This is a genomic window from Pseudomonas sp. 15C, assembly GCF_055484735.1.
The window spans coordinates 16,326-41,810 of sequence record NZ_JBUDGD010000038.1 but is presented as its reverse complement, the minus strand read 5'-3'; the positions used below and the strand labels follow the sequence as shown (position 1 = coordinate 41,810).

Annotated in this window: 18 protein-coding genes; 6 read left to right on the top strand and 12 right to left on the bottom strand. The window is 59.9% G+C overall.

The features are described 5' to 3' along the window. Window positions 1–80: 80 nt before the first annotated feature. Genes mfd through ACYYKW_RS18655 form a run of 3 tightly spaced genes read left to right on the top strand, consistent with a single transcriptional unit; the run spans window position 81 to window position 6,807 of the window. Complete coding sequence (gene mfd / locus ACYYKW_RS18665; RefSeq protein ID WP_090284730.1) at window positions 81–3,530, top strand: transcription-repair coupling factor; 3,450 nt, start codon at window positions 81–83, stop codon at window positions 3,528–3,530. A gap of 9 nt (window positions 3,531–3,539) precedes the next feature. Continuing rightward, window positions 3,540–4,106, top strand: coding sequence for a CsiV family protein (locus ACYYKW_RS18660; RefSeq protein WP_464990796.1), 567 nt, complete (start codon window positions 3,540–3,542; stop codon window positions 4,104–4,106). A 10-nt stretch (window positions 4,107–4,116) separates the two neighbouring features. Beyond that, entirely contained in the window at window positions 4,117–6,807 is a 2,691-nt protein-coding gene (locus ACYYKW_RS18655) for an SNF2-related protein (protein ID WP_464990795.1), read from the top strand. A 148-nt stretch (window positions 6,808–6,955) separates the two neighbouring features. On the opposite strand, the gene ACYYKW_RS18650 is transcribed toward ACYYKW_RS18655, so the two are convergent. The 4 genes from ACYYKW_RS18650 to ACYYKW_RS18635 form a co-directional block, all read right to left on the bottom strand. Further along, window positions 6,956–10,249 carry a DEAD/DEAH box helicase gene (locus ACYYKW_RS18650; RefSeq protein ID WP_464990794.1) on the bottom strand — a complete coding sequence of 1,098 codons (3,294 nt, stop codon included), beginning with the start codon at window positions 10,247–10,249 and terminating at the stop codon, window positions 6,956–6,958. A 9-nt stretch (window positions 10,250–10,258) separates the two neighbouring features. Next, window positions 10,259–10,996 (bottom strand): S-methyl-5'-thioinosine phosphorylase, encoded by a 738-nt coding sequence (locus ACYYKW_RS18645; protein ID WP_464990793.1) that lies wholly within the window; start codon window positions 10,994–10,996, stop codon window positions 10,259–10,261. Window positions 10,997–11,007: 11 nt separating this feature from the next. Then, the gene (nagZ, locus tag ACYYKW_RS18640) at window positions 11,008–12,018 is read right to left on the bottom strand and encodes a beta-N-acetylhexosaminidase (RefSeq protein WP_090284740.1); all 1,011 of its coding nucleotides are present in this window, start codon (window positions 12,016–12,018) and stop codon (window positions 11,008–11,010) included. A 158-nt stretch (window positions 12,019–12,176) separates the two neighbouring features. Beyond that, on the bottom strand, window positions 12,177–12,884 hold the full coding sequence (locus ACYYKW_RS18635; RefSeq protein ID WP_090284742.1) for a TetR/AcrR family transcriptional regulator: 708 nt from the start codon (window positions 12,882–12,884) through the stop codon (window positions 12,177–12,179). Window positions 12,885–13,113: 229 nt separating this feature from the next. Here ACYYKW_RS18635 and lexA point away from each other — a divergent pair, with 229 nt between their 5' ends. Next, on the top strand, window positions 13,114–13,722 hold the full coding sequence (gene lexA, locus ACYYKW_RS18630; protein ID WP_464990792.1) for a transcriptional repressor LexA: 609 nt from the start codon (window positions 13,114–13,116) through the stop codon (window positions 13,720–13,722). Window positions 13,723–13,733: 11 nt separating this feature from the next. Further along, window positions 13,734–14,207 (top strand): SOS-induced cell division inhibitor SulA, encoded by a 474-nt coding sequence (sulA, locus tag ACYYKW_RS18625; RefSeq protein ID WP_090284746.1) that lies wholly within the window; start codon window positions 13,734–13,736, stop codon window positions 14,205–14,207. A 95-nt stretch (window positions 14,208–14,302) separates the two neighbouring features. Here sulA and ACYYKW_RS18620 read toward each other — a convergent pair whose 3' ends face one another. From ACYYKW_RS18620 to ACYYKW_RS18590, 7 genes are all read right to left on the bottom strand, one after another. After that, on the bottom strand, window positions 14,303–14,536 hold the full coding sequence (locus ACYYKW_RS18620) for a hypothetical protein (protein ID WP_003226592.1): 234 nt from the start codon (window positions 14,534–14,536) through the stop codon (window positions 14,303–14,305). Window positions 14,537–14,642: 106 nt separating this feature from the next. Next, window positions 14,643–15,167, bottom strand: a complete 525-nt coding sequence (locus ACYYKW_RS18615) for a DUF6586 family protein (RefSeq protein WP_093099870.1) — start codon at window positions 15,165–15,167, stop codon at window positions 14,643–14,645. A 144-nt stretch (window positions 15,168–15,311) separates the two neighbouring features. Then, complete coding sequence (topA, locus tag ACYYKW_RS18610; RefSeq protein WP_093099869.1) at window positions 15,312–17,945, bottom strand: type I DNA topoisomerase; 2,634 nt, start codon at window positions 17,943–17,945, stop codon at window positions 15,312–15,314. A gap of 114 nt (window positions 17,946–18,059) precedes the next feature. Continuing rightward, window positions 18,060–18,296 (bottom strand): DUF1653 domain-containing protein, encoded by a 237-nt coding sequence (locus ACYYKW_RS18605; protein ID WP_093099868.1) that lies wholly within the window; start codon window positions 18,294–18,296, stop codon window positions 18,060–18,062. 93 nt (window positions 18,297–18,389) lie between these two features. Beyond that, window positions 18,390–19,565 carry an acetyl-CoA C-acyltransferase FadA gene (gene fadA / locus ACYYKW_RS18600; RefSeq protein WP_007910465.1) on the bottom strand — a complete coding sequence of 392 codons (1,176 nt, stop codon included), beginning with the start codon at window positions 19,563–19,565 and terminating at the stop codon, window positions 18,390–18,392. A 29-nt stretch (window positions 19,566–19,594) separates the two neighbouring features. Continuing rightward, entirely contained in the window at window positions 19,595–21,742 is a 2,148-nt protein-coding gene (fadB, locus tag ACYYKW_RS18595) for a fatty acid oxidation complex subunit alpha FadB (RefSeq protein ID WP_090284755.1), read from the bottom strand. A gap of 527 nt (window positions 21,743–22,269) precedes the next feature. After that, complete coding sequence (locus tag ACYYKW_RS18590) at window positions 22,270–22,707, bottom strand: hypothetical protein (protein ID WP_336357101.1); 438 nt, start codon at window positions 22,705–22,707, stop codon at window positions 22,270–22,272. Window positions 22,708–22,809: 102 nt separating this feature from the next. On the opposite strand from ACYYKW_RS18590, the gene ACYYKW_RS18585 reads away from it, so the two are divergent. Then, complete coding sequence (locus tag ACYYKW_RS18585; RefSeq protein WP_434596754.1) at window positions 22,810–23,247, top strand: universal stress protein; 438 nt, start codon at window positions 22,810–22,812, stop codon at window positions 23,245–23,247. Between the two features lie 102 nt (window positions 23,248–23,349). Here ACYYKW_RS18585 and ACYYKW_RS18580 read toward each other — a convergent pair whose 3' ends face one another. After that, the gene (locus ACYYKW_RS18580) at window positions 23,350–25,272 is read right to left on the bottom strand and encodes an ATP-binding cassette domain-containing protein (RefSeq protein ID WP_090284760.1); all 1,923 of its coding nucleotides are present in this window, start codon (window positions 25,270–25,272) and stop codon (window positions 23,350–23,352) included. Between the last annotated feature and the right edge of the window lie 213 nt (window positions 25,273–25,485).

The following is a 25,485-nucleotide window of genomic DNA, read 5'->3' as shown; positions in this document are numbered from 1 at the left end:
ACGCAGTCTGCAACTGACAGCCGGCACCGGACGCCGCTACAATTACCGACTTTGTCGCAAAGCCTGGAGCTCAACCTTCCGTGCCTGTTCTGCGTCTACCGCTACTCCCTGCCGAGGCAGGCAAACAGCACTGGGGCAATCTGCCCGGTGCTGCCCTCAGTCTGGCGATTGCCGAGGCTGCCAGCGCTGCCAAGCGCTTCACCCTGCTACTGACCGCCGACAGCCAGAGCGCTGAACGGCTGGAACAGGAGCTGAGTTTCTTCGCCCCGGATTTGCCCGTTCTGCATTTCCCCGACTGGGAAACCCTGCCCTACGACTTGTTCTCGCCGCACCAGGACATCATCTCCCAGCGTATCGCCGCCTTATACAGGCTGCCGGAACTGGTGCATGGCGTGCTGGTGGTGCCGATTACCACGGCCTTGCATCGTCTGGCGCCGACCCGGTTCCTGCTCGGCAGCAGTCTGGTGCTGGATATCGGCCAGAAGCTCGACGTCGAGCAGATGCGCTCGCGGCTTGAAGCCAGCGGCTATCGCTACGTCGACACGGTGTATGAGCACGGCGAATTCACCGTCCGCGGCGCGCTGATCGATCTGTTCCCGATGGGCAGCAAACTGCCCTATCGTATCGATCTGTTCGACGACGAAATCGAAACCCTGCGCACCTTCGATCCGGAAACCCAGCGTTCGATCGACAAGGTCGAGTCGGTCAAGCTGCTGCCGGCGCGGGAATTCCCGCTGCAGAAAGACGCGGTCACCCGCTTCAAGGCGCGTTTCCGTGAGCGCTTCGACGTCGATTTCCGCCGCTGCCCGATCTTTCAGGACCTGAGCAGCGGCATCACACCGGCCGGTATCGAGTACTACCTGCCGCTGTTCTTTGACGAAACCTCGACGCTGTTCGATTACCTGCCGCAGGACACGCAAGTGTTTTCGCTGCCGGGCATCGAGCAGGCCGCGGAGAATTTCTGGAACGACGTGCGCAATCGTTATGAAGAACGCCGCGTCGATCCTTCGCGTCCTTTGTTGCCGCCGGCCGAATTGTTCCTGCCGGTCGAAGACTGCTTCGCCCGCCTGAAGAGCTGGCCGCGTGTGGTGGCCAGCCAGCAGGACGTGGAAACCGGTGTCGGCCGCGAACGCTTCCCGGCGCACGCGCTGCCGGATCTGGCGATCGAAGCCAAAGCCACACAACCGCTGGCCGCGCTCGCCGCGTTCCTCGATGAGTTCCCCGGTCGTGTGCTGTTCACCGCCGAATCCGCAGGCCGGCGCGAAGTGTTGCTGGAGCTGCTCGAACGCCTGAAGCTGCGACCGAAAACCGTCGACAGCTGGCCGGATTTTGTTGCAAGCAAGGATCGTCTGGCGATCACCATTGCGCCACTGGATGAAGGCATGGCGCTCGACGATCCGGCGCTGGCGCTGGTCGCGGAAAGTCCGCTGTTCGGGCAGCGCGTAATGCAACGCCGGCGTCGCGAGAAACGCAGCGACGTCAGCAACGACGCGGTGATCAAGAACCTCACCGAACTGCGTGAAGGCGCGCCGGTGGTGCACATCGACCACGGTGTCGGCCGCTACTTGGGCCTGACGATTCTGGAAATCGACAATCAGGCCGCCGAATTCCTCACCCTGGAATACGCCGAGAACGCCAAGCTCTATGTGCCAGTGGCCAACCTGCACCTCATAGCGCGTTATACCGGCAGCGACGACTCGCTGGCGCCGCTGCATCGCCTCGGCTCGGAAACCTGGCAGAAAGCCAAGCGCAAAGCCGCCGAACAGGTGCGTGACGTCGCCGCCGAACTGCTCGACATCTATGCCCGTCGTGCCGCCCGCGAAGGCTATGCATTCGCCGACCCGAAAGCCGATTACGCGACGTTCAGCGCCGGTTTCCCGTTCGAAGAAACCCCCGATCAGCAATCGACCATCGAAGCGGTGCGCGAAGACATGCTCGCGCCGAAACCGATGGACCGGCTGGTCTGCGGCGACGTCGGCTTCGGCAAGACCGAAGTGGCGATGCGCGCGGCGTTCATTGCCGTGCACGGCGGTCGACAAGTGGCGATTCTGGTGCCGACCACCCTCCTCGCCCAGCAGCACTACAACAGCTTCCGCGACCGCTTCGCCGACTGGCCGGTGACTGTGGAAGTGATGAGCCGCTTCAAGTCCGCCAAGGAAGTGAATGCGGCCATCGCCGATCTGGCCGAAGGCAAGATCGACATCGTCATCGGCACGCACAAGCTGCTGTCCGACGATGTGAAGATCAAAAACCTCGGGCTGGTGATCATCGACGAAGAACACCGTTTTGGTGTGCGCCAGAAAGAACAGCTCAAGGCCCTGCGCAGCGAAGTCGACATCCTGACCCTGACCGCGACGCCAATCCCGCGCACGCTGAACATGGCGGTGTCGGGCATGCGCGACCTGTCGATCATCGCCACGCCGCCGGCACGACGCTTGTCGGTGCGCACCTTCGTCATGGAGCAGAACAAAAGCACGGTCAAGGAAGCCCTGCTGCGTGAGCTGCTGCGTGGCGGTCAGGTCTACTACCTGCACAACGATGTGAAGACCATCGAGAAATGCGCCGCCGACCTCGCCGAACTGGTACCGGAAGCCCGTATCGGTATCGGCCACGGGCAGATGCGCGAGCGCGAACTCGAGCAGGTGATGAGCGATTTCTATCACAAGCGTTTCAACGTGCTGATCGCCTCGACCATCATCGAGACCGGTATCGACGTGCCGAGCGCCAACACCATCATCATCGAACGCGCCGACAAGTTCGGCCTGGCGCAGCTGCACCAATTGCGTGGTCGTGTCGGCCGCAGTCACCACCAGGCTTACGCCTACCTGCTGACGCCGCCGCGTCAGCAAATCACCTCGGACGCGGAAAAGCGCCTGGAAGCGATCGCCAACACTCAGGATCTCGGCGCCGGTTTTGTGCTGGCGACCAACGACCTGGAAATCCGTGGCGCCGGTGAATTGCTCGGCGATGGCCAGAGCGGGCAGATCCAGGCAGTGGGTTTCACCCTGTACATGGAAATGCTCGAACGCGCGGTGAAGTCGATCCGCAAGGGCGAGCAACCGAATCTCGATCAACCGCTCGGTGGCGGCCCGGAAGTCAACCTGCGGGTGCCGGCGCTGATTCCGGAAGATTATCTGCCGGATGTCCATGCACGTCTGATTCTGTATAAACGCATCGCCTCGGCCACCGACGAGGAAGGCCTGAAAGATCTGCAGGTCGAGATGATCGACCGTTTCGGCTTGCTGCCGGAGCCAACCAAGAATCTGGTGCGCATCACCGCGCTGAAATTGCAGGCGGAAAAGCTCGGCATCAAGAAAGTCGACGGCGGCCCGCAAGGTGGTCGAATCGAGTTCGAGGCGCAGACGCCGGTGGACCCGATGACGCTGATCAAGCTGATCCAGACGCAACCAAAACGCTACAAATTCGAAGGCGCGACGATGTTCAAGTTCCAGGTGCCCATGGAACGCCCGGAAGAGCGCTTTAATACTGTAGAGGCGTTGTTCGAGCGCCTCCTCCCGAAAACTGTTTAAGGACGCCCAATGCGCCTGTTTCGCTCGCTGACTTTGCTACTGGCTTTGGTAGCACCTGCGGCATTTGCCGACGATACCTATCAGGTCGAAATGATTCTGGTCCGCCAGAATGCCGTACCCGCCATCGTCAGCCGCGCCGCGCCGGAAGACTGGGCCGCCGGCGCGCAGCGCTTGGGCGATGAAAGCCAGCGCACGCCGGCGCTGAACGATGTGGTCAGCAAACTAAGCGCCAGCGGCGACTACACCGTGCTGCTGCACAAGGCCTGGCAGCAGACGCTGGGCGAAACGCCGGCCAAAGTTGCGGTCAGCGACGGTCAGGAGCAATTCGGTCAGTTCCCGATCGAGGGCACGCTGGAAATGAAACTCGGCCGCTTCACCGATGTGAGTGCCGATTTCTGGGTCAATCAGATCGACGCCAATGGCCTGGTCACCGCCAGTGAGCGCTTGAAACAGGACAGCCACACCAAGAATGGCCAGCTCAATTATCTCGACAACGGCCACCTGGCCCTGCTGATCAAGATCACTTCCCTGACCGCACCTGCGCCACGGGAAGCGCCTGAAGTCGTACCGGACTGATCGAAGTCCCATGTCACCGCCCCTGAGCAAACCGCTGGCACCCTCGTGGGTCAGCCGGTTCAAGGAACAGAGCCTGGAGCGCGGCCGCCGCTATGCCCTGGAAAACCGCGTGCGCATCGCTCAGGTCGGCGATGCGACCATTACCGCCAGTTGCGAAGGCTCTGGCGGCAGTGTCTACCGTCAGACCATTCACTTGCGAGAGTCGGCCAAAGGCACCTTGTTGCTGGTCGACGCCGGTTGCACCTGCCCTGTTCGCAACAACTGCAAACACTGCGCGGCGGTGCTGCTGAAAGTCCAGGAAACCCTCGATTACCCCGCTGCCGCCAAAGACGCCGAGTTGCTGGAAAAACTTCAGGCAGTGCTGGAAAACCGCGGCCCGAAAGCGCCGCCACAGGTGCTGGTCGATAATGTGCAACCGTTGCCCCGCCTGTGGCTGGCCAGCGTCGAGTTCAGCGCATTCGAACCACGCAACGGGCGCATGCAGCGCTATATCCAGCACCGTGCGGCGCTGTCGTTCAGCTATCTGGACGAGTACGTCAGCGGGCAGAAAAACAGCGACATCCTGATTCGTCAGGACACCCAAACCCTGCGCGTCAAACGCCACCCCGACGTCGAGCAGTCCTACCGCGAGCAGTTGCGCATCCTCGGCTTCCGCATCGCCACAAGGCAGAGCAAAGCCCTGCCGGAAAGCGCTGGCGAACTGTATGAAATGGTCAACGACAGCGCTTGGCTGACCTTCACCCTCAACGACCTGCCGAAGTTGCGCAGTCAGGGCTGGGAACTGCAGATCGACGAAGAATTCGGCTTCGACCTGACGGCCGTGGATGACTGGTACGCCACCGTCGAACAGGCGCCTGAGCGCGACTGGTTTGATCTGGAACTGGGGATCATCGTCAACGGTGAGCGCCTGAGCCTGCTGCCAATCCTGCTCAACCTGATGCGCTCGCACGCGGAAATCCTCAACCCGGAACGTCTGGCCCGCCGTCGCGATGACGAGCTGATTCTGGTCAACATTCCGCAGCGCAACAGCGAGCATGGGCCGCTGCAAGTGGCGCTGCCGCTTGGCCGTTTAAAACCGGTGTTGATGACGTTGGGCGAGTTCTACTTACAGGAGCCGGGCGAAACTACCCTGCGCCTGAGCAAGGCGGATGCCACACGCCTCAATTCGCTGGAGGGCATTGCGCTGCTGTGGGAGGGTGGCGAACAGATCCGCACGTTTGCCCAGCGCTTGCGCGACATCCGCGACTTCAGCGCTGAAGCGCCTGAAGGTCTGAACGCAACCTTGCGCCCTTATCAGCTCGAAGGCTTGAGCTGGATGCAATCGCTGCGGCAACTGGAAGTCGGCGGGATTCTTGCGGATGACATGGGCCTGGGCAAAACCTTACAGACCCTGGCGCATATTCTCAGCGAGAAAAACGCCGGGCGCCTTGATCGGCCGTGCATGGTGGTGATGCCGACCAGCCTGATTCCGAACTGGCTCGACGAAGCCGCGCACTTCACGCCGCAATTGAAGGTGGTCGCGCTGTACGGTGCCACTCGCAAAAAGCACTTTGATCACCTCGCGGATTTCGACCTGATCCTTACTACCTACGCACTACTGCCCAAGGACGTCGAGCGTCTGGCGAAACAGCCGCTGCACGTCTTGGTGCTGGATGAGGCGCAGTACATCAAGAATCCCAACAGCAAAGCCGCCCAAGCCGCCCGCGAGTTGAACGCGCGCCAACGCCTGTGCCTGAGCGGCACGCCGCTGGAAAACCACCTGGGCGAACTGTGGTCGCTGTTCCACTTCCTGCTGCCGGGCTGGCTCGGCGATGTGAAAAGCTTCAACGCCGATTACCGTGTGCCGATTGAAAAGCGCGGCAGTGAAGTCAGGCTTCAGCACCTCAACGGTCGGATCAAACCGTTTCTGCTGCGCCGCACCAAAGAGCAGGTGGCGACCGAGTTGCCGCCGAAAACCGAGATCATCCATTGGGTCGATCTCAACGAAGCGCAACGCGACGTCTACGAAACCATGCGCCTGGCCATGGACAAGAAAGTCCGCGACGAGATCACCCGCAAGGGCGTGGCGCGCAGCCAGATCATCATTCTCGAGGCACTGCTCAAGCTACGTCAGGTCTGCTGCGACCTGCGCCTGGTCAACGACGCCACCCTGCCCGCCCGCGGCAGCACCTCGGGCAAGCTCGATAGCCTGATGGAAATGCTCGAAGAGTTGTTTGAGGAAGGTCGGCGGATTTTGCTGTTTTCCCAGTTCACCTCGATGCTCGCGCTGATCGAAGACGAACTGAAAAAACGCAAGATCGCCTACGCACTGCTGACCGGCCAGACCCGTGATCGGCGCACGCCAGTGAAGGAATTCCAGAGCGGCAAACGTCAGATCTTTCTGATCAGTCTGAAGGCTGGCGGTGTGGGGCTGAACCTGACCGAGGCGGACACGGTGATTCACTACGATCCGTGGTGGAACCCCGCGACCGAGAATCAGGCGACGGACCGGGCATACCGGATTGGCCAGGAAAAACCGGTCTTCGTGTACAAGATGATTGCCCGCGGTACCGTGGAAGAGAAGATTCAACACCTGCAAAAGGAAAAATCCGACCTTGCAGCGGGCGTGCTCGACGGGCGCAAGGCCGGCGACTGGAAGTTGCAGAGTGATGATATCGAAGCGTTGTTTGCGCCATTGCCGGACAAGCTTGAGAAGCGTTGAAATTTGCGTCGCTGGTTAGATAGCTATCGCTGGCAAGCCAGCTCCCACAGGGTTAGGAGCTGTACACGAAATTGCGATTCAACTCGATACCTGTGGGAGCTGGCTTGCCAGCGATGGGGCCATCCGATATTGCGCAATCACTCAGGGCTCAACCCTTGGAAACAGGCAACGGCGCAAACAGCGCCTCGATATCGCCCTGCTCCAATTTGAACCCACTCGTCGTACCACCTTCCAGCACCGCCCCGGCCAGCACAGCCTTCTCTTGCTGCAACGCCTGGATTTTTTCTTCCACCGTGCCGCGGGCAATCAGCTTGTAGACGAACACCGGGTTGTTCTGCCCGATCCGGTACGCCCGATCGGTGGCCTGATTTTCCACCGCCGGGTTCCACCACGGATCGAAGTGAATCACCGTGTCGGCGGCGGTCAGGTTCAAACCAGTGCCGCCGGCCTTGAGGCTGATCAGAAACAGCGGCACCTTGCCGCCCTGAAAGTCCTTCACCGGTGTACGCCGATCGGTGGTATCACCGGTCAGCAATGAATAGCCGATCCCGCGCTGCTGCAATTCCTGCTCGATCAATGCGAGCATCGAGGTGAATTGCGAGAACAGCAGAATCCGCCGCCCTTCGCCGAGCAACTCCTCAAGCATTTCCATCAGACTGACCAGTTTGCCGCTGCCGGAACGCAGCGCCTTGGCCGTCAGCGGCGTGTTGATCAGCCGCAAGTCGCAACAGACCTGACGCAGCTTGAGCAAGGCATCGAGAATGATGATCTGGCTGCGCGCAACGCCACTGCGGGCGATTTCGTCGCGGACCTTTTTATCCATGGCCACGCGCACGGTTTCATAGACATCGCGCTGACCATCGCTGAGTTCGACCCAATGCACGATTTCGGTTTTCGGCGGCAGCTCGGTAGCGACCTGATCTTTTTTGCGGCGCAGCAGGAACGGTTTTATCCGCGCAGTCAGGTGCTGCATGCGCCCGGCATTGCCGTGTTTTTCGATCGGCGTGCGGTAGTCGCGATTGAAGGTTTTGCTGTCGCCCAGCCAACCCGGCATCAGGAAATGAAACTGCGACCACAGCTCGCCGAGGTGGTTTTCCAGCGGCGTGCCGCTCAGGCACAGGCGCTGACCGGCCTGCAAATCGCGGGCAGCCTGAGCGGCCTTGCTTACCGGGTTCTTGATGTTTTGCGCTTCATCGAGAATCAGCACACTCCACGGCTGCGGCTGCAGCACCTCCAGATCCCGTGGCAGTAGCGCATAGGTGGTCAGCACCAGATCGTATTCGGTCAGGCTGGCGAAGTCTTTTTGCCGTGCTGATCCGTGCAGCGCCAGCACCTTCAACTGCGGAGTGAAGCGCTGCGCCTCGTCCAGCCAGTTCGGAATCAGGCTGGTGGGCATGACCGCCAACGCCGGATGATTGAGGCGCCCGGCCTGTTTTTCCGTCAGCAGATGCGCCAGGGTCTGCAGGGTTTTGCCCAGCCCCATGTCATCGCCGAGAATGCCGCCCACCCCCAGTTCGCGCAGGGTTTGCATCCAGTTCAGGCCTTCGAGCTGATACGGACGCAACTGCGCGTTGAGGCCGGCAGGTGCAGCGACCGGTGTGTAAGTCGATTCGCGCAGGCGTTGGGCGAAACTGCGCAGGCGTTCGCCGCCCTGCCAGGTCAGCGGCACGCCGTCGAGCAGTGTCAGACGCGCCGCATCCGGAGCGCTCAAGCGCAAGCTTTCAACGCGATGGCCGCCCAGATACAACTCACTGAGCGTGGCCATCAGCGGTTTGACCCGGCCGTAAGGCAGTGCGACTTTGCCACCGTCGGCAGCATCAATGCGCCCGCCCCTCAACTCAACCAACAGCAGCTCATCGTCACCGCGCTCTGCCAAGGAAACAGGATCGAGCAATTGCGGCTGGCTACGCAGCAGATGCAGAAGAATCGGCAACAGGCTGTGGCGCTTGCCATTGACGACAATGCCCAATTGCAGATCGAACCACTGCCGACCGGTATCCTCTTCGATCTCGGCGTACCAGTCTTCGACCGGCTCCACGTTGAAATGGAAATTGCTGCCGACATCGACCTCCCAGCCAGCATCGCGCAAGACCGGGATACCCTGCTGGGTAAAGGTCAGCCACGCAGAATCATCGGGCAGCGTGAACATCTCACCCGGAAGATCGATGCTGCTTTTGCGCGAGGCTTTTTTGAAACCGTGTTTTTGCAGTTGTTGACGCAAGGCTTTTTCGGCGGCCGGTTGGCGCTGAATCCGCTGGGTCTCGGCGCCCGACAGAATCATCACTTCCGGGTTGCGATCCTGCCCCGGATGGCCGTCGTAGGTGAACAGCAAAGCGGCACGGTGCTCTGGCTCGTATTCCCAGCGCGTGTAGCGTTTGCCGCTCGCCAGGATCAGATAACCCTGGGGAGCCACATCCTCGACGATCCGTTCCGTCAGTTTGTGCGGTGGCGCCACTTTGGTCGCTGCGCTCATGCGATGACTGAATTGCAACGCCTGTTGAGCCGGAATCTCCGGTGCCAGGGCCAGGTGGCAGGCCAGCTTCTCATCGAGATCATTGAGTAACAGGCCGATCTGGCGGTGCTCGCGATCCAGGTAATAAAGCGGCTCCAGCGCCAGCACGTTTTCCACCGGCGCCTCGGCACTTGTCCATTGCGGGCGATAACTGCCGTCAGCCTGTACGGCCCAGGCAAACTGCGCACTGCGGTTGGCGCCTGCCGTCAGCGGCTGCAAGGTTTGAAAATCGAGAAACAGGCGCGACGTGCGCAGGAGCATTTCCAGCAGTTCGGCACCGCTGCTGCCCTCCAGCGGATAACCGCTGTAATAGGCGTGATGGGAGTGCATCGCCACCAGCAGCCGGGCAATGCGCAGATCCTGCTCGGTCAGATAACCAGGCTGGCGCATCAACAGGTCCGACAGCGAGTACAACGGTTTGACGTCGCGCAGCTCACCGCTCTTGAGCTGGTAAACCTTGAAAATATCCAACTGCCATTTGCCGGCAACCGGTGAAGCCTTCAGTTGATAAAACAGCCGCGTGCTCGCCGCTTGCGAAGTTTTTTCCTCTGCAGGCTGGACGGACACCGGGATCGTCGAAAGCCAATGCTCGAGTGAGCGACCGAGCTCAACCGTAGCCTCCTGCCCGGAGGCTTCGCTGACATTCATATCCAGACAATAAAGCACCGCCGCACAATGCTTGCAGTCGAAGCCCACCGGACACGAGCAATAGCAAAGCAGCCCGCCCGCGCCTCGGTGCCTGGCTATGGAAAGGGTCTGCTCATAGGCTGTCTGATTGGACCCGACGCAGAATGCGGTGATTTGCCTGTCATTGACTTCGATGATCTCGACGCGATCCTCTAGCGCATAAGCGCGAGCCTTGGCCAGCGCGTTGCTGGTGAACGTGTCGGTCCACGGCAGCGAAAGGATTTCCTCGATAAGCGCGCTCATGAACAGTCCTTACCCGGCCAATACCCGCGCCAACGTCGATTTGACCTTACCCATGCCAGCGTGCAGCGCCTGCTCGATCTCGGCCATGGTGATCACTTCGGTCGTCTTGCCCGCCGCCGGGTTCACCACCAATGCCAGACAGGCGTAATCCAGGTCCAGCTCTCGCGCCAGCGCGGCTTCCGGCATGCCGGTCATACCGACGATGTCGCAGCCGTCACGTTCCAGGCGCACGATCTCGGCGACCGTTTCCAGACGCGGGCCCTGGGTGCAGGCATAAACGCCCTGGTCGCTGTACTCACAGCCTTCGGCGGCGACGGCGGCGATCAAGCTCTGGCGCAGCGCTTCGCTGTAGGGAAAGCTGAAATCGACGTGGGTGACGTGTTCCAGGTCATCGGCGAAAAAGGTGTGCTCGCGGCCGCTGGTGTAGTCGACGATCTGGTGCGGCACGCAGAAATGCCCGGTGCCCATGGCCGAATGAATCCCGCCCACCGCATTGACCGCGATGATCGCTTCAGCACCGGCCTGCTTCAACGCCCAGAGGTTGGCGCGGTAGTTGACCTTGTGCGGCGGAAAGCGATGCGGATGGCCGTGACGGGCGAGGAACAGCACTTCCTTGCCGGCGTACTCGCCAATCTGCACCTCGGCCGACGGCGCGCCATACGGGGTGTCCACCGCCAGCGACTGGCGAATGCTCAAGCCTTCGAGCTGGGTCAGCCCGGTGCCACCGATGATTGCGTAAACGGTCATAGCGAAAATCCTTAATCGATCAGTTGAGCGTCTTTGAGCGCGCCGATGGCGGTCAGCCAACGCGGATCCTGACGATAATCGGTGCTGGCAAAGGCCTGACCACGCATGCGTGCAATACGCGCGGACGGCTTGACCTTCATGCGCTGCGCGGCGCTGAGCGCGAGTTCGGCGGCGGCGCGGTCGTTGCACACCAGACCCATGTCGCAACCGGCGGTAAGCGCGGCTTCGATACGGCTGGCGGCATCGCCGACCACGTGAGCGCCGGCCATCGACAGGTCATCGCTGAAGATCACCCCGTCAAACTGCAATTCGCCGCGCAGGATGTCCTGCAACCAGCGGCGAGAGAAACCGGCCGGTTGCGCATCGACTTGCGGGTAAATGACGTGAGCCGGCATTACCGCAGCCAGCTGTTTGCTGAGCCTGGCGAAGGGCACAAGGTCGTTGGCGCGGATCTCTTCCAGGCTGCGCTCGTCGTTCGGGATCGCCACATGCGAATCCGCCTCGGCCCAACCGTGGCCTGGGAAATGCTTGCCGGTGGCGGCCATGCCAGCGCTGTTCATGCCGCGAATGAAGGCTCCGGCGAGCACCGCGGCGCGGGCCGGGTCGCCTTCGAACGAACGGGTGCCGACCACGGCGCTGCGCTGATAGTCCAGATCGAGCACCGGAGCAAAACTCAGGTCGAGACCGACCGCCAGCACTTCGGTCGCCATGATCCAGCCGCACTGCTCGGCCAGGTATTCGGCGTTCGGGTTATCGGCAATGGCGCGCATCGCCGGCAAACGCACGAAGCCCTGACGCAAACGCTGCACCCGACCGCCTTCCTGATCCACTGCCAGCAACAGATCCGGGCGAACCGCGCGAATCGCCGCACTGAGCTCACGCACCTGACGTGGATGCTCAATGTTGCGGGCAAAAATGATCAGGCCGCCCACTTCGGGCTGGCGTAACAATTGGCGATCTTCGGCCGTCAGCCAGGTACCGGCGACGTCCACCATCAACGAGCCTTGCAGGCCAGCAGTCATAAAAATTCCTTGGAAACAGAAAACCCGATCGACAGCCAGTCGCTGCCGTGAGCAGCGCTCGGCAGGTCAGTGACTTTTCTGTTGATCGGGTTTAGAACGAGAATCGGCATGGGCGGCTAGCTTAGCGGATCCCCGCTGCCGCGCCCACCCGTGTACGGTCAAACCTTGGCGGCGACCGGGGTCGATTTGCTGCGCGGACGCAACTGCGCAGTGGCCATGGCTGCATCAGTGACGCCGGTTTCAGCGCGCATGCCGGCGGCGAGGAATGGCACCATCAGGCGCATCACTTGCTCGATCGAGGTATTGACGCCGAAATCGGTCTCGGCAATCGCCCGCAAGGCTTTGATACCGGACATGCTGAACGCGGCCGCGCCGAGCATGAAGTGCACGCGCCAGAACAACTCGATCGGTGGAATGCGCGGTGCCGCTTCATTAACCAGCAACATGTAGCGACGAAATACCTTGCCGTACATGTCTTCGAGATAACGCCGCAAGTGGCCCTGGCTCTGACTGAAGGCAAGGCCGAGCAAACGCATGAAGATCGACAGGTCGTTGCCGCTGCGCGGTTGAACCACCAGCGCTTGTTCGACGAGAATTTCCAGCAATTCTTCGAGGGTCGGCTTGTTGTCAGGCTTGGCCTGACGCCGCTCCAGCTCTTTGTCGAGGCTGATGCAGAACGGCCCGAGGAATCGCGAGAACACGGCCTGGATCAGCGCTTTCTTCGAGCCGAAGTGATAGTTAACCGCTGCCAGGTTGACGCCGGCCTTGCTGGTAATCAAACGCAATGAGGTTTCTGCGAAACCTTTCTCCGCGAACAATTGCTCGGCAGCATCAAGAATGCGTTCAACGGTTTCCGACTGGGCCATGGCTACTCCGCCTGACAAACACTTGTTTGAAACATACGTTTCAGCCTATGCAATGTCAAGCCTGCCGGTTCGTTTTGGGAATGGTCGGTCAGCTATTTAACCACACAAGCCCGGCGCTTTAAAAAGCGTGCCTGTCGACCGTCTGGCGGCGTGCCGAAAAACGGCGATTGCCAAGATCGCTTCACTGTATATAATCCCAGTCACTGTATAAAAAGACAGAGCGATCATTATGCTAAAGCTGACGCCACGCCAAGCCGAGATTCTGGCCTTTATCAAACGCTGCCTCGAAGACAACGGCTATCCGCCAACCCGCGCGGAAATCGCTCAGGAGCTGGGCTTCAAATCGCCCAATGCCGCTGAAGAACACCTCAAGGCGCTGGCCCGCAAAGGCGCCATCGAGATGACGCCAGGCGCTTCTCGCGGGATCCGCATTCCCGGCTTCGAAGCCAAACCCGACGACTCCACCCTGCCGATCATTGGCCGGGTCGCCGCCGGTGCGCCGATTCTGGCCCAGCAGCACATCGAAGAATCCTGCCATATCAATCCGGCCTTCTTCCATCCCCGTGCCGACTACCTTTTACGCGTCCATGGCATGAGCATGAAGGACATCGGCATTTTCGACGGCGACCTGCTGGCAGTCCACACCACGCGCGAAGCACGCAACGGTCAGGTCGTCGTGGCCCGTATCGGCGATGAAGTGACGGTCAAACGCTTCAAGCGTGAAGGCAGCAAGGTCTGGCTGATTGCCGAGAACCCTGAGTTCGCCCCCATCGAAGTCGACCTGAAGGATCAGGAACTGGTGATCGAAGGCTTGAGTGTCGGCGTCATCCGCCGCTAATAGGAGGCTTTATGCAGTTCCCACATACCCCTCAGCAAACCCAACTGCCTTTGTTCGAAGCGTTTCTTGCGCAACCGTTGGCGCCGATCCTGAAAGACGTGGTCGAGCGCCCATGGACTGCCGAACCGGAAGTATTCAGTGAGCTGTCACTGCGTGGTGCTGCCGGGAACTGTCTGAATCTTCTTGCCCCGATCCTTCGCGAACTCAGCGAAGATCAGGATGCGCGCTGGTTGACGCTGATCGCGCCACCCGCCAGCCTGACCCAAACCTGGCTGCGGGACGCCGGCCTGAACCGCGAACGCATTCTGCTATTGCAACCGCGGGGTGCGCAAAGCGCTCAGCAACTGGCGTGCGAAGCGTTGCGGCTGGGTCGCAGCCACACTGTCGTGACCTGGCTCAATCCGCTGAACGCCAGTTTGCGCCAACAATTGATCAGCGCCGCCCGTACAGGCGATGCTCAGAGCTTGAATATTCGATTGGGTTGACGGCTGTAACACGCGCTGTGTGAAGCGCAGGGCTTCTCCATGGACAGAGAAGCCGATCTGAAGCGGTAATGCCTGATGATGAAAACAGGCCAGGATCAATGAAGAACCCGCGGCCCTTCTTCCTTATCAAACTCGCCTTCGACCATGCGGCCGGCCATTTGCACGCCGACGCTCAACATCGCCTTGGCGATTTCGACATGCTGACCCTGCAGGAACGCTTTGGCATCCTCGGAGAAATCCAGTGTCACCAAAGAACCTTCGTCCTCAGCTCTGCGCAGTTCGATTCGGCCATCTGGTAACTCGACAATTTCTAGAAAGGACGTTGGCATAAAAGTCTGTTCTCCACGAAAGGCAGGCATTATATAGACATCATTCGGGCTTCGCTCAGGATCTTGACCAGTAGCATGTTTCAGATTGCCACCGCGTCAATCGCCCTCAGCATTCATTCAGGCCTTCGCGAAAACGAATGGCCAAGCCCTTCAGATTCTGCCGCCAGCTCTCCAGCTCCTCACGATTCAATTCCTCCGGCGCCTGCTCTTCATCCAGATTGATCATCTGAATCAATGGCTGCGTGACGTCGCCCTTGGGTTTGTGCGGCACTCGCGGTGGCTGAAACAACGCCGAATGCGCTGCCAGCAATTTTGCCAGCCAGGTTTCCGGATTACCCGCCAGCTCGACCATTTCCGCCAGCTCCGGAATCGCAATCGACTCCAGCACTTCAGGGGTCAGCAACATTTCTGCGCGCGGCGCACTGGCCTGCGGCAGGCGATAGAAACCCGCGATCTCATGGCAAAGCCCCAGCAAGGCACCGTAGAGGTGAAAGAGCGTTGATTCACGCCCGGCCTGAATCAGCGCCAGCGAATTCATTGCCCGCCCTTCCTCGGCGCGAGCCAGAGCTTCCAGCGACAGGCCGGCGAAATAGATCTTCTGGTTGGTGCGGGTATAGAGTTCGTGAGCCATGACGGCAGCCTCCACGACGAAATAATTGCTTCACACAGGCCGGACAGTGTCATGGATCAGCCGATCCAACCGCAAGCACAAAACAAAAAGGCCGCATGAAAACCCGAGGGTTCGCATGCGGCCTTTTCAGTGCCGGACTAACGCTTACTCAGCCTTGGCCTTCGCGCTGCGCTTGTCTTCCACCGTCCATTTGCCACCGTCGTAATACGCCTTCCAACCGGTCGGCTTGCCGTCGACTTCGGTCTGCACGTACTGCTCCTTGGTCTTGCGGCTGTAGCGGATCACCGCTGGCAGGCCATCAGGATCCTTCTGAGGTGCTTCGCAGAGAAAGTGATACTTCGGATCGATCTCGTCCTTGTGCGGCAGAATCTCGATCACCAACGGAGCACGGGTCTCGCGGTTTTTCGGGAACTGACTGGCCGCCAGGAACAGACCGGATGCGCCGTCACGCAGGATGTAGGTGTCGTTGACCTTTTCGCATTTCAGCTCAGGCATCTTCACCGGGTCCATCTTCGGCGGCGCCGCATCACCGCTTTTCAGCAATTTGCGGGTGTTCTTGCAAGTCGGGTTGGTGCAACCGAAGAACTTGCCGAAACGGCCGGTCTTGAGCTGCATCTCGCTGCCGCACTTGTCGCATTCCAGGCTCGGACCTTCGTAGCCCTTGATCCGGTAGCTGCCTTCTTCGATTTCGTAGCCGGCACAATCCGGGTTGTTACCGCAGATGTGCAGCTTGCGCTTCTCGTCGAGCAGGTAGGCATCCATCGCCGTGCTGCAGATCGGGCAGCGATGCTTGCCGCGCAGGACCAGCGACTCGGACTCACCTTCGTCGTCCGCAGCGATCTCGTCGCCCGGCACCAGATTGACGGTGGCCTTGCAACGCTCTTTCGGCGGCAGGCTGTAACCCGAACAACCGAGGAACACACCGGTCGATGCGGTACGGATCTGCATCGGACGGCCGCAGGTGGTGCACGGAATGTCGGTCATGACCGGCTGGTTGGCACGCATGCCGTTGTCCGGGTTTTCGGCTACTTCGAGTTTCTTTTTAAAGTCGCCATAGAACTCGTCCAGCACGCTTTTCCAGTCGCGCTCGCCCTGGGCCACGTCATCGAGGTTCTCTTCCATGCCGGCGGTGAAGCCGTAGTCCATCAGGTTCGAGAAGCTTTCGGACAGACGCTCGGTAACGATGTCGCCCATCTTTTCCGAATAGAAACGGCGGTTGTGCAGAGTCACATAACCACGATCCTGAATGGTCGAGATGATCGCAGCGTAAGTCGAAGGACGACCGATGCCACGTTTTTCCATTTCCTTGACCAGACTGGCTTCCGAGTAACGCGCCGGCGGCTTGGTGAAATGTTGCGACGGATCGAGCTTGATCAGCTTCATCACGTCGCCCTGCGCCATGTCGGGCAGAACGTCGTCATCGCCAGGCTTGGCGATTTGCGGCATGACGCGGGTGTAGCCATCGAACTTGAGGATCCGGCCCTTGGCGCGCAGCTCGAAGTCGCCAGCACCAACGCTGACGGTGGTCGACAGGTATTGCGCCGGCAGCATCTGGCAAGCGAGGAACTGGCGCCAGATCAGCTCGTAGAGACGTTCTGCGTCACGCTCCATGCCCGCCAGCTTGCTCGGAATGGTGTTGGCGTCAGACGGACGAATCGCTTCGTGAGCCTCTTGCGCGCCTTCCTTGCTGCTGTAGACATTCGGCGTTTCCGGCAGGTACTTCTTGCCGAACTCTTCTTCGATATAAGTACGCGCCATCGCCACGGCATCAGCCGAGAGGTTGGTCGAGTCGGTACGCATGTAAGTGATGTAGCCGGCTTCGTACAGACGCTGGGCCATCATCATGGTTTTCTTCACGCCAAAGCCCAGGCGGTTGCTCGCAGCCTGTTGCAACGTGGACGTGATGAAGGGAGCCGACGGCTTGCTGCTGGTCGGTTTGTCTTCACGCTTGACGATGCTGTAGCTGGACGCCTTGAGCTTTTCCAGCGCAGCCATGGCCTGGGCTTCGTTCAGCGGCTTGAAGGCTTCACCCTTCTCGCGTGCCACTTCGAAACGCACGGTCGAGCCCTTGGTGGTGCCGAGATCGGCATGCACTTCCCAGTACTCTTCCGGGTTGAACGCACGGATTTCTCGTTCGCGCTCAACGACCAGTTTCACCGCAACCGATTGCACACGGCCGGCGGACAGGCCACGGGCGATTTTCGCCCAGAGCAATGGCGAGACCATGTAGCCGACGACGCGATCAAGGAAGCGGCGCGCCTGCTGCGCGTTGACCCGATCGATGTCCAGCTCGCCTGGTTCGGAGAAGGCCTCCTGAATGGCCTTCTTGGTAATTTCGTTGAACACCACGCGCTTGTAGCGGCTGTCATCACCGCCGATGGCTTCGCGCAGGTGCCAGGCAATGGCTTCCCCCTCGCGATCCAAGTCGGTTGCGAGATAGATGGTGTCAGCATCCTTGGCGAGCCGGCGCAGCTCTTCGATGACCTTCTCTTTACCCGGAAGGATCTCGTACTGGGCCTTCCAGCCATGCTCGGGATCGACACCCATACGCGAGACCAGCTGCTTGCGCGCTTTCTCTTTCGGCGTGAGTACCGGAGCTTCACCCGCGGCAGCCTTGCCACGCTTGGCGGCTGGCTCTTTGCTGGCGCTAGCCGAACCGCTGGTGGGCAGGTCTCGGATATGGCCGATACTCGACTTCACCACGTATTGGTTACCCAGATACTTGTTGATGGTCTTGGCCTTAGCCGGGGATTCCACAATGACCAGCGATTTGCCCATGGATCAGAAAATTCCTGAATTCTAGAAGTGAAAGGCGGTTGGCGCCTGACGCGGCACCGCTATATATAGTTGATACAAGGTGAGGTCAAGCACAGGGTTGTCTGCGCCCTCGCCTCATGCCTTGTCAAAAACGCTCGGTTCGACCTGCACCAAAGCAAAGCGTGGCACCTGCTCGCCGTCAACCTCGACTGACTCGAGAAACATGCTCAGCGGACGTACCCAAAAGCCGTAATCGCCATACAGGGCTTGGTAGAAGACCACTTCTTCTTCGGTCTCGGAGTGCCGCGCAACACTGAACACACGGTACTGCGGACCTTTGTAATGTTGGTAGAGCCCAGGTTGTATCGGCATGCTTCGGCCCTCACTGAAATTTTTTCAAAATAAAATAAAAAACCCAAAAACAAAAACCGGGGCACTGGGCCCCGGCTTCCATCGACGAGACGCTTAAACGCGTTCGAAGACGGTGGAGATGCCTTGGCCGAGACCAATGCACATAGTGGCCACCCCGAAGGTGCCGCTATTCTGCTTCATCACGTTCAGCAAGGTGCCGGAAATACGTGCACCGGAGCAACCGAACGGGTGACCCAGGGCGATCGCGCCGCCGTGCAGGTTAACCTTCTCGTTCATCTTGTCGAGTACTTTCAGATCTTTCAGCACTGGCAGAGCCTGTGCAGCGAAAGCTTCGTTGAGCTCGAAGAAGTCGATATCGTTGATGCCAAGGCCCGCACGCTTCAGGGCTTTTTGTGTCGCCGGCACAGGACCATAGCCCATGATTGCCGGGTCCACACCCGCCACTGCCATCGAACGGATCACCGCCATTGGCTGGATCCCCAGGTCCTGGGCACGCTGCGCCGACATCACGATCATGCACGAAGCACCATCAGTGATCTGCGACGAAGTACCGGCAGTCACGGTGCCGCCCTTCGGATTGAATGCCGGCTTGAGCGCCGCCAGACTTTCCAGGGTGGTTTCCGGACGAATGGTTTCGTCGTAGTCGAACAGTTTCAGGAAACCGTTCTCGTCGTAGCCCTGCATCGGGATGATTTCGTCTTTGAACTTGCCTTCCACAGTGGCCTTGTGGGCCAACTGGTGGGAACGCACGCCGAAGGCGTCCTGCTGTTCGCGAGTGATGCCGTGCATTTTGCCGAGCATTTCAGCGGTCAGACCCATCATGCCCGAGGCTTTCGCCGCGTACAGCGACATGTGCGGGTTCGGATCGACACCGTGCATCATGCTTACGTGGCCCATGTGCTCGACGCCACCGACCACGAACACGTCACCGTTACCGGTCATGATCGCTTGTGCGGCGGTGTGCAACGCACTCATCGACGAGCCACACAGACGGCTGACGGTCTGGCCGGCCGAGGTGTGCGGAATCTGGGTCATCAGCGACGCCATGCGCGCAATGTTCCAGCCCTGCTCCAGAGTCTGGTTGACGCAGCCCCAGATCACGTCCTCGACTTCCGCCGGATCGACCTTGGCGTTGCGTTCCAGCAATTTGCTGATCAGGTGCGCCGACATGTCTTCGGCGCGGGTGTTGCGGTGCATGCCGCCCTTGGAGCGGCCCATCGGAGTACGACCGAAGTCGACAATCACGACGTCTCTAGGATTCAAGCTCATAAGTTCACTCTCACTCTAGTTGGGGGCGCTTAACCGAAGAAGCTCTGGCCGTTCTTGGCCATTTCGCGCAGCTTCGCGGTCGGGTGGTACAGCGCGCCCAAATCAGCGTACTGGTCAGCCAGGGCAACGAACTCGGCGACACCGATCGAATCGATGTAGCGCAGCGCACCGCCACGGAATGGAGGGAAACCGATACCGTAGACCAGACCCATGTCGGCTTCGGCGGCGGTTTCGACGATGCCGTCTTCCAGGCAACGCACGGTTTCCAGGCACAGCGGGATCATCATCCAGTTGATGATGTCTTCGTCGGTGACTTCGCGCTGCTCGTAAACGATCGGCTTGAGCACTTCGAGCACCGACGGATCGGCGACTTTCTTCTGCTTGCCTTTCTTGTCGGCCTCGTAGGCGTAGAAACCCTTGCCGTTCTTCTGACCCAGGCGCTTGGCTTCGTACAGCACGTCGATGGCCGAGCGACGGTCATCCTTCATGCGGTCCGGGAAACCTTCTGCCATCACGTCACGACCATGGTGGCCGGTGTCGATGCCGACGACGTCCATCAGGTACGCCGGGCCCATCGGCCAGCCGAATTTTTCCATGACCTTGTCGATGCGGACGAAGTCGACACCGGCGCTGACCAGCTTGGCGAACCCGCCGAAATACGGGAACAGCACGCGGTTGACCAGGAAACCCGGGCAGTCGTTGACGACGATCGGGTTCTTGCCCATTTTCTTGGCGTAGGCAACGGTGGTGGCAACGGCCAGCTCACTCGACTTCTCGCCACGGATCACTTCCACCAGCGGCATCATGTGCACCGGATTGAAGAAGTGCATGCCGACGAAGTTTTCCGGACGCTTGAGGGCTTTTGCCAGCAGGCTGATGGAAATGGTCGAGGTGTTGGACGCGAGGATAGTGTCCTCTTTGACCTGACCTTCAACTTCAGCCAGTACGGCTTGCTTGACCTTCGGGTTCTCGACGACCGCTTCGACAACCAGATCCACATGACCGAAATCACCGTAGGACAGGGTCGGACGAATGCCGTTGAGCACTTCAGCCATTTTCGCGGCGGTCATGCGGCCCTTGTCGACGCGGCCAACCAGCAGCTTGGCGGCTTCGGCCAGGCCTTGCTCGATACCGTGCTCGTTGATGTCCTTCATCAGGATCGGCGTGCCTTTAGACGCCGACTGATAGGCGATACCGCCACCCATGATGCCGGCGCCGAGTACGGCAGCCTGCTTCACGTCTTTGGCGATTTCGTCGTAGGCCTTGGCCTTTTTCTTCAGTTCCTGATCGTTCAGGAACAGACCGATCAAGCTCTGTGCAGCCGAGGTCTTGGCCAGTTTGACGAAACCGGCGGCTTCGACTTCCAGCGCCTTGTCACGACCGAAGTTCGCGGCTTTCTGGATGGTCTTGATCGCTTCGACCGGCGCCGGGTAGTTCGGGCCAGCCTGACCGGCCACGAAACCTTTGGCCGTTTCGAAAGCCATCATTTGCTCAATGGCGTTCAACTTGAGTTTTTCAAGTTTCGGCTGACGCTTGGCCTTGTAATCGAACTCGCCGGAGATGGCGCGCTTGATCAGCTCAAGGGCTGCTTCCTGCAACTTCTCCGGAGCAACCACGGCGTCGACGGCGCTGACTTTCAGAGCGTCTTCAGGGCGGTTTTCCTTGCCGGCGGCAATCCACTCGATCGCGTTGTCGACACCGATCAGGCGCGGCAGACGCACGGTACCGCCGAAGCCCGGGTAGATGCCCAGTTTGACTTCCGGCAGGCCGATCTTGGCTTTGGTCGACATGACGCGATAGTCAGCCGCCAGGCACATTTCCAGACCGCCGCCGAGGGCGATGCCGTTGATGGCCGCTACGGTCGGCACGTTGAGGTCTTCGAAATCGCTGAAGATCTTGTTGGCTTCGAGATTGCCAGCAACCAGCTCGGCATCCGGCAGCTTGAAGTTGTCGACAAATTCGGTGATGTCGGCGCCGACGATGAATACGTCCTTGCCGCTGCTGACGATCACGCCCTTGATCGAAGCATCTGCCTTGATGGTGTCTACGGCCTGACGCAGTTCGTTCAGGGTTAGACGGTTGAACTTGTTGACGGACTCACCCTTGAGGTCGAATTTCAATTCGACGATGCCACTTTCAAGAGCTTTAACCGTGATGGCTTTACCTTCGTAAATCATCAACTGATCTCCACGATATGGAAGCTGAACAGTACACGTCGGACGCAGGCGAATGGCTCGGCAGGACGCTTTTTCGTCAATGCTAACGCCAATCCACCCGGCACACCCGCCAACGCGATAGTCGGGATTCTGTAGGAGCAGTCTGTAAGACAAACGCTCAATTCATACGCCCGTTTGATTTGGGTACGTCACCTTCTCGGAATTCCCGACAATTGTCAATCGCCCAAAATACCGGTTGAAATGCGACTTTGCGGTCATTTCCGTAGGACGAAGACCTGCAACAAGCGCCTGCATGTCCAGACATTCATAGAATCAATATTTAGAAAAGTCGCCCTAACCCGTCACAGCCTTTGTTTAAGGGGCTACGCTGGTGGGACTACAGGGAAATGCACAACGCGCTTGATACCGCGCCGGCAGCAAAAAGGTTTCCGGCCTGCCTGGCCAACCCCGCCCGATGAATCATGTCGGGCTTTTTAATGCGCGTCTGCCGGACGTTTCACACCGTTGCAGTGCGAAAAGTCCGCAGGTCATGCCAGCGCTTTCAGTGTTGCGTCAATATCCTGCAAAACCGCAGCGTCGCCCTTTTCGCCCCAATACAGGGCGATCAACTGCTTGTCGGCGTCGACCTTGTAAACATTGCCCGGCAATTTTTCGAAATGATCGAGCAGTGCACGGTCCTCGCAGACTTCCTGCCATTGATTGACCCACACCCCCGGCGATTTCTGCCAGTACGTCCAGCAGGCCGACTGATTGCTTCTGCGCGGCCGGTAGTATTGCGCACACGGGTTTGGCGGCTGCTGCGTCAGCCAGTGCGGCCATTCCTGGGGTGCCAGCTGCATGGCCAGACCGATGCGTCGCGCCTCTGTGCGCAGTGCGATGCGCCCGCTTTGCGCGCGCGACGGGCGCAGCCAGGCCAGCGGACTTAAAACCACCAGCAGGATTGACACCACCAACCAGACCGTCATATCTCTATTCCCCATTCTCGGTGAGCGCCATGTGTCACTTTGGAACCATTGCGCTCGAAACCAGCCATACTTACCACTATTGAAACCTCAGGAGAGCACCTCATGCCCTACCACCACATCCTGGTCGCCGTAGACCTGACCGAAGAGTGCGACCCTGTCATCCACCGCGCCCGTGAGCTTTCGGTCAGCAACGGCGCCAAACTGTCGCTGGTGCATATCGTCGAACCGATGGCCATGGCGTTCGGCGGCGACGTGCCGATGGATCTGTCACAACTGCAACAACAGCAGTTCGACCAAGCCAAGGAGCGCCTGGAGCGTTTGAAGCTCAAATACACCGAACTCGAGGGCGCCAACTGTCATTTGACCTACGGCCAGCCGCGCCAGGAAATCCACCACTTCGCCAAGGAGCAAACCTGCGATCTGATCGTAGTGGGCAGCCATGGCCGCCACGGTCTGGCGCTGTTGCTTGGCTCGACGGCCAACGACGTACTGCACGGCGCGCCGTGCGATGTGCTGGCGGTGCACCTGACGAAGCGCTGAAGTACGGTCCCATGCAGGCTCACTCCTACAAGGGAACTGCGCTTACATAAGAAAAGCCCGGCGCTCATCACTGAGCGCCGGGCTTTTTCACATCCGGATCAATCAGGCATCCAGCTCGGCCCAACGCTCCACCAGCGCATCCAGCTCGGCCTGCAACTGCTCCAGCGAAGCGATGACCTTGGCCGTCTCCGCCGGCGGACGCTGATAGAAACCGGCCTCGGCCATTTCCGCTTCGACCGCCGCGATCTGCTGTTCCTTGGCGTCGATGTCGCCCGGCAAGGCTTCCAGCTCACGTTGCAGCTTGTAGCTGAGCTTCTTCTTCGCCACCGGAGCCGCAGCGGCAGGCGCCGCCACCGGTGCCGGCTCAGCGGTGACCACCGCCGAGTTCAAGTCAGCCTTGCCCGATTTGCTTTCGGTCACGCCCAGCAGACGTGGCGAGCCACCCTGACGGATCCAGTCCTGATAGCCACCGACGTATTCACGCACCTTGCCTTCACCTTCGAAGACCAGGGTGCTGGTGACCACGTTGTCGAGGAATGCCCGGTCGTGGCTGACCATGAGGACCGTGCCGTTGAAGGTCAACAGCACTTCTTCGAGCAGTTCGAGGGTTTCGACGTCGAGGTCGTTGGTCGGTTCGTCGAGCACCAGCAGGTTCGCCGGCTTGCTGAACAGCTTGGCCAGCAACAGACGCGCACGCTCACCACCCGACAGCGCCTTGACCGGCGTGCGCGCACGCTGCGGGCTGAACAGGAAGTCACCGAGGTAACTCAGGACATGCCGGCTCTGGCCATCGATATCGATGAAGTCGCGGCCTTCGGCAACGTTGTCGATCACGGTCTTTTCCAGATCCAGCTGATGGCGCAACTGGTCGAAATAAGCGACGTCGATGCGTGTGCCCTCTTCCACTTTGCCGCTGGTCGGTTGCAGACCGCTGAGCATCAATTTCAGCAAGGTAGTCTTGCCGGTACCGTTGGCGCCGAGCAGACCGATACGGTCGCCACGCTGCAACACCATCGAGAAATCCTTGATCAGGAACGGGCCGCCCGGGTGAGCAAAACTCACATTCTCGAGCACCATCACCTGCTTGCCGGACTTGTCGGCGGTTTCCAGCTGAATGTTGGCTTTGCCGGTACGCTCGCGACGTTCGCTGCGCTCCACACGCAAGGCTTTCAGCGCACGTACGCGGCCTTCGTTACGGGTGCGACGAGCCTTGATGCCCTGACGGATCCACACTTCTTCCTGAGCCAGACGCTTGTCGAACAGCGCGTTGGCGGTTTCTTCAGCGGCCAGTGCAGCTTCTTTGTGTACGAGGAAACTGGCGTAGTCGCCGTTCCAGTCGATCAGGCCGCCGCGGTCCAGTTCGAGAATACGCGTGGCAAGGTTCTGCAGGAAGGAACGGTCGTGCGTGATGAACAGCACGGCGCCCTGGAAATCCTTCAGCGCTTCTTCGAGCCAGGCAATCGCCCCGATATCCAGGTGGTTGGTCGGTTCGTCGAGCAGGAGCAGATCCGGCTCGGAGACCAGCGCCTGTGCCAGCAGCACGCGACGACGCCAGCCGCCGGACAATTCGGCGAGGGTCTTGTCGGCCGGCAGCTGCAGGCGGCTGAGGGTGCTGTCGACCAAAGTCTGCAAGCGCCAGCCATCGCGGGCTTCGAGGTCGTGCTGGACATGCATGAGCTTGTCCAGATCGGCGTCGGTGACGATGTTCTGGCTCAGGTGATGATATTCGGCGAGCAATGCACCGACGCCATCGAGGCCTTCGGCAACCACGTCGAAAACGGTCCGCTCGTCGGCCACCGGCAATTCTTGCGGCAATTCGCCGATTTTCAGACCGGGGGCACGCCACACCGAGCCGTCATCGGGCTTCTGGTCGCCCTTGACCAGTTTCATCATGCTGGACTTGCCAGTGCCGTTGCGGCCGATGATGCACACCCGCTCACCACGGGCGATCTGCCAGGACACCTTGTCCAACAACGGCATAGCGCCGAACGCAAGGGACACATCGCTGAATTTGAGCAGGGTCATGAGCTTCTCCAAAAACCGGGCGCGTATTCTACCTGAATCAGCGCTCGCGCAGGCCGGCAATTTGTCTGTGGAAGCACTCTGCACAACATTTGTTGCGAACTTGTGCTGTGAGCCCTGCAAAGCTTTCGCCGCTTGCTGGCAAAAGGCTAAGCTACAGGCAATTCAGTGCCGACCGAGGTCGGCACTTGTCATGATTTCTCTGCCCGGATGTCT

Coding starts and splice junctions, on each gene's coding strand:
- ACYYKW_RS18660 (WP_464990796.1), top strand. CDS start 3,540: ATGCGCCTGTTTCGCTCGCTGACTTTGCTACTGGCTTTGGTAGCACCT.
- ACYYKW_RS18655 (WP_464990795.1), top strand. CDS start 4,117: ATGTCACCGCCCCTGAGCAAACCGCTGGCACCCTCGTGGGTCAGCCGG.
- ACYYKW_RS18650 (WP_464990794.1), bottom strand. CDS start 10,249: ATGAGCGCGCTTATCGAGGAAATCCTTTCGCTGCCGTGGACCGACACG.
- ACYYKW_RS18645 (WP_464990793.1), bottom strand. CDS start 10,996: ATGACCGTTTACGCAATCATCGGTGGCACCGGGCTGACCCAGCTCGAA.
- nagZ (WP_090284740.1), bottom strand. CDS start 12,018: ATGACTGCTGGCCTGCAAGGCTCGTTGATGGTGGACGTCGCCGGTACC.
- ACYYKW_RS18635 (WP_090284742.1), bottom strand. CDS start 12,884: ATGGCCCAGTCGGAAACCGTTGAACGCATTCTTGATGCTGCCGAGCAA.
- lexA (WP_464990792.1), top strand. CDS start 13,114: ATGCTAAAGCTGACGCCACGCCAAGCCGAGATTCTGGCCTTTATCAAA.
- sulA (WP_090284746.1), top strand. CDS start 13,734: ATGCAGTTCCCACATACCCCTCAGCAAACCCAACTGCCTTTGTTCGAA.
- ACYYKW_RS18620 (WP_003226592.1), bottom strand. CDS start 14,536: ATGCCAACGTCCTTTCTAGAAATTGTCGAGTTACCAGATGGCCGAATC.
- ACYYKW_RS18615 (WP_093099870.1), bottom strand. CDS start 15,167: ATGGCTCACGAACTCTATACCCGCACCAACCAGAAGATCTATTTCGCC.
- topA (WP_093099869.1), bottom strand. CDS start 17,945: ATGGGCAAATCGCTGGTCATTGTGGAATCCCCGGCTAAGGCCAAGACC.
- ACYYKW_RS18605 (WP_093099868.1), bottom strand. CDS start 18,296: ATGCCGATACAACCTGGGCTCTACCAACATTACAAAGGTCCGCAGTAC.
- fadA (WP_007910465.1), bottom strand. CDS start 19,565: ATGAGCTTGAATCCTAGAGACGTCGTGATTGTCGACTTCGGTCGTACT.
- fadB (WP_090284755.1), bottom strand. CDS start 21,742: ATGATTTACGAAGGTAAAGCCATCACGGTTAAAGCTCTTGAAAGTGGC.
- ACYYKW_RS18590 (WP_336357101.1), bottom strand. CDS start 22,707: ATGACGGTCTGGTTGGTGGTGTCAATCCTGCTGGTGGTTTTAAGTCCG.
- ACYYKW_RS18585 (WP_434596754.1), top strand. CDS start 22,810: ATGCCCTACCACCACATCCTGGTCGCCGTAGACCTGACCGAAGAGTGC.
- ACYYKW_RS18580 (WP_090284760.1), bottom strand. CDS start 25,272: ATGACCCTGCTCAAATTCAGCGATGTGTCCCTTGCGTTCGGCGCTATG.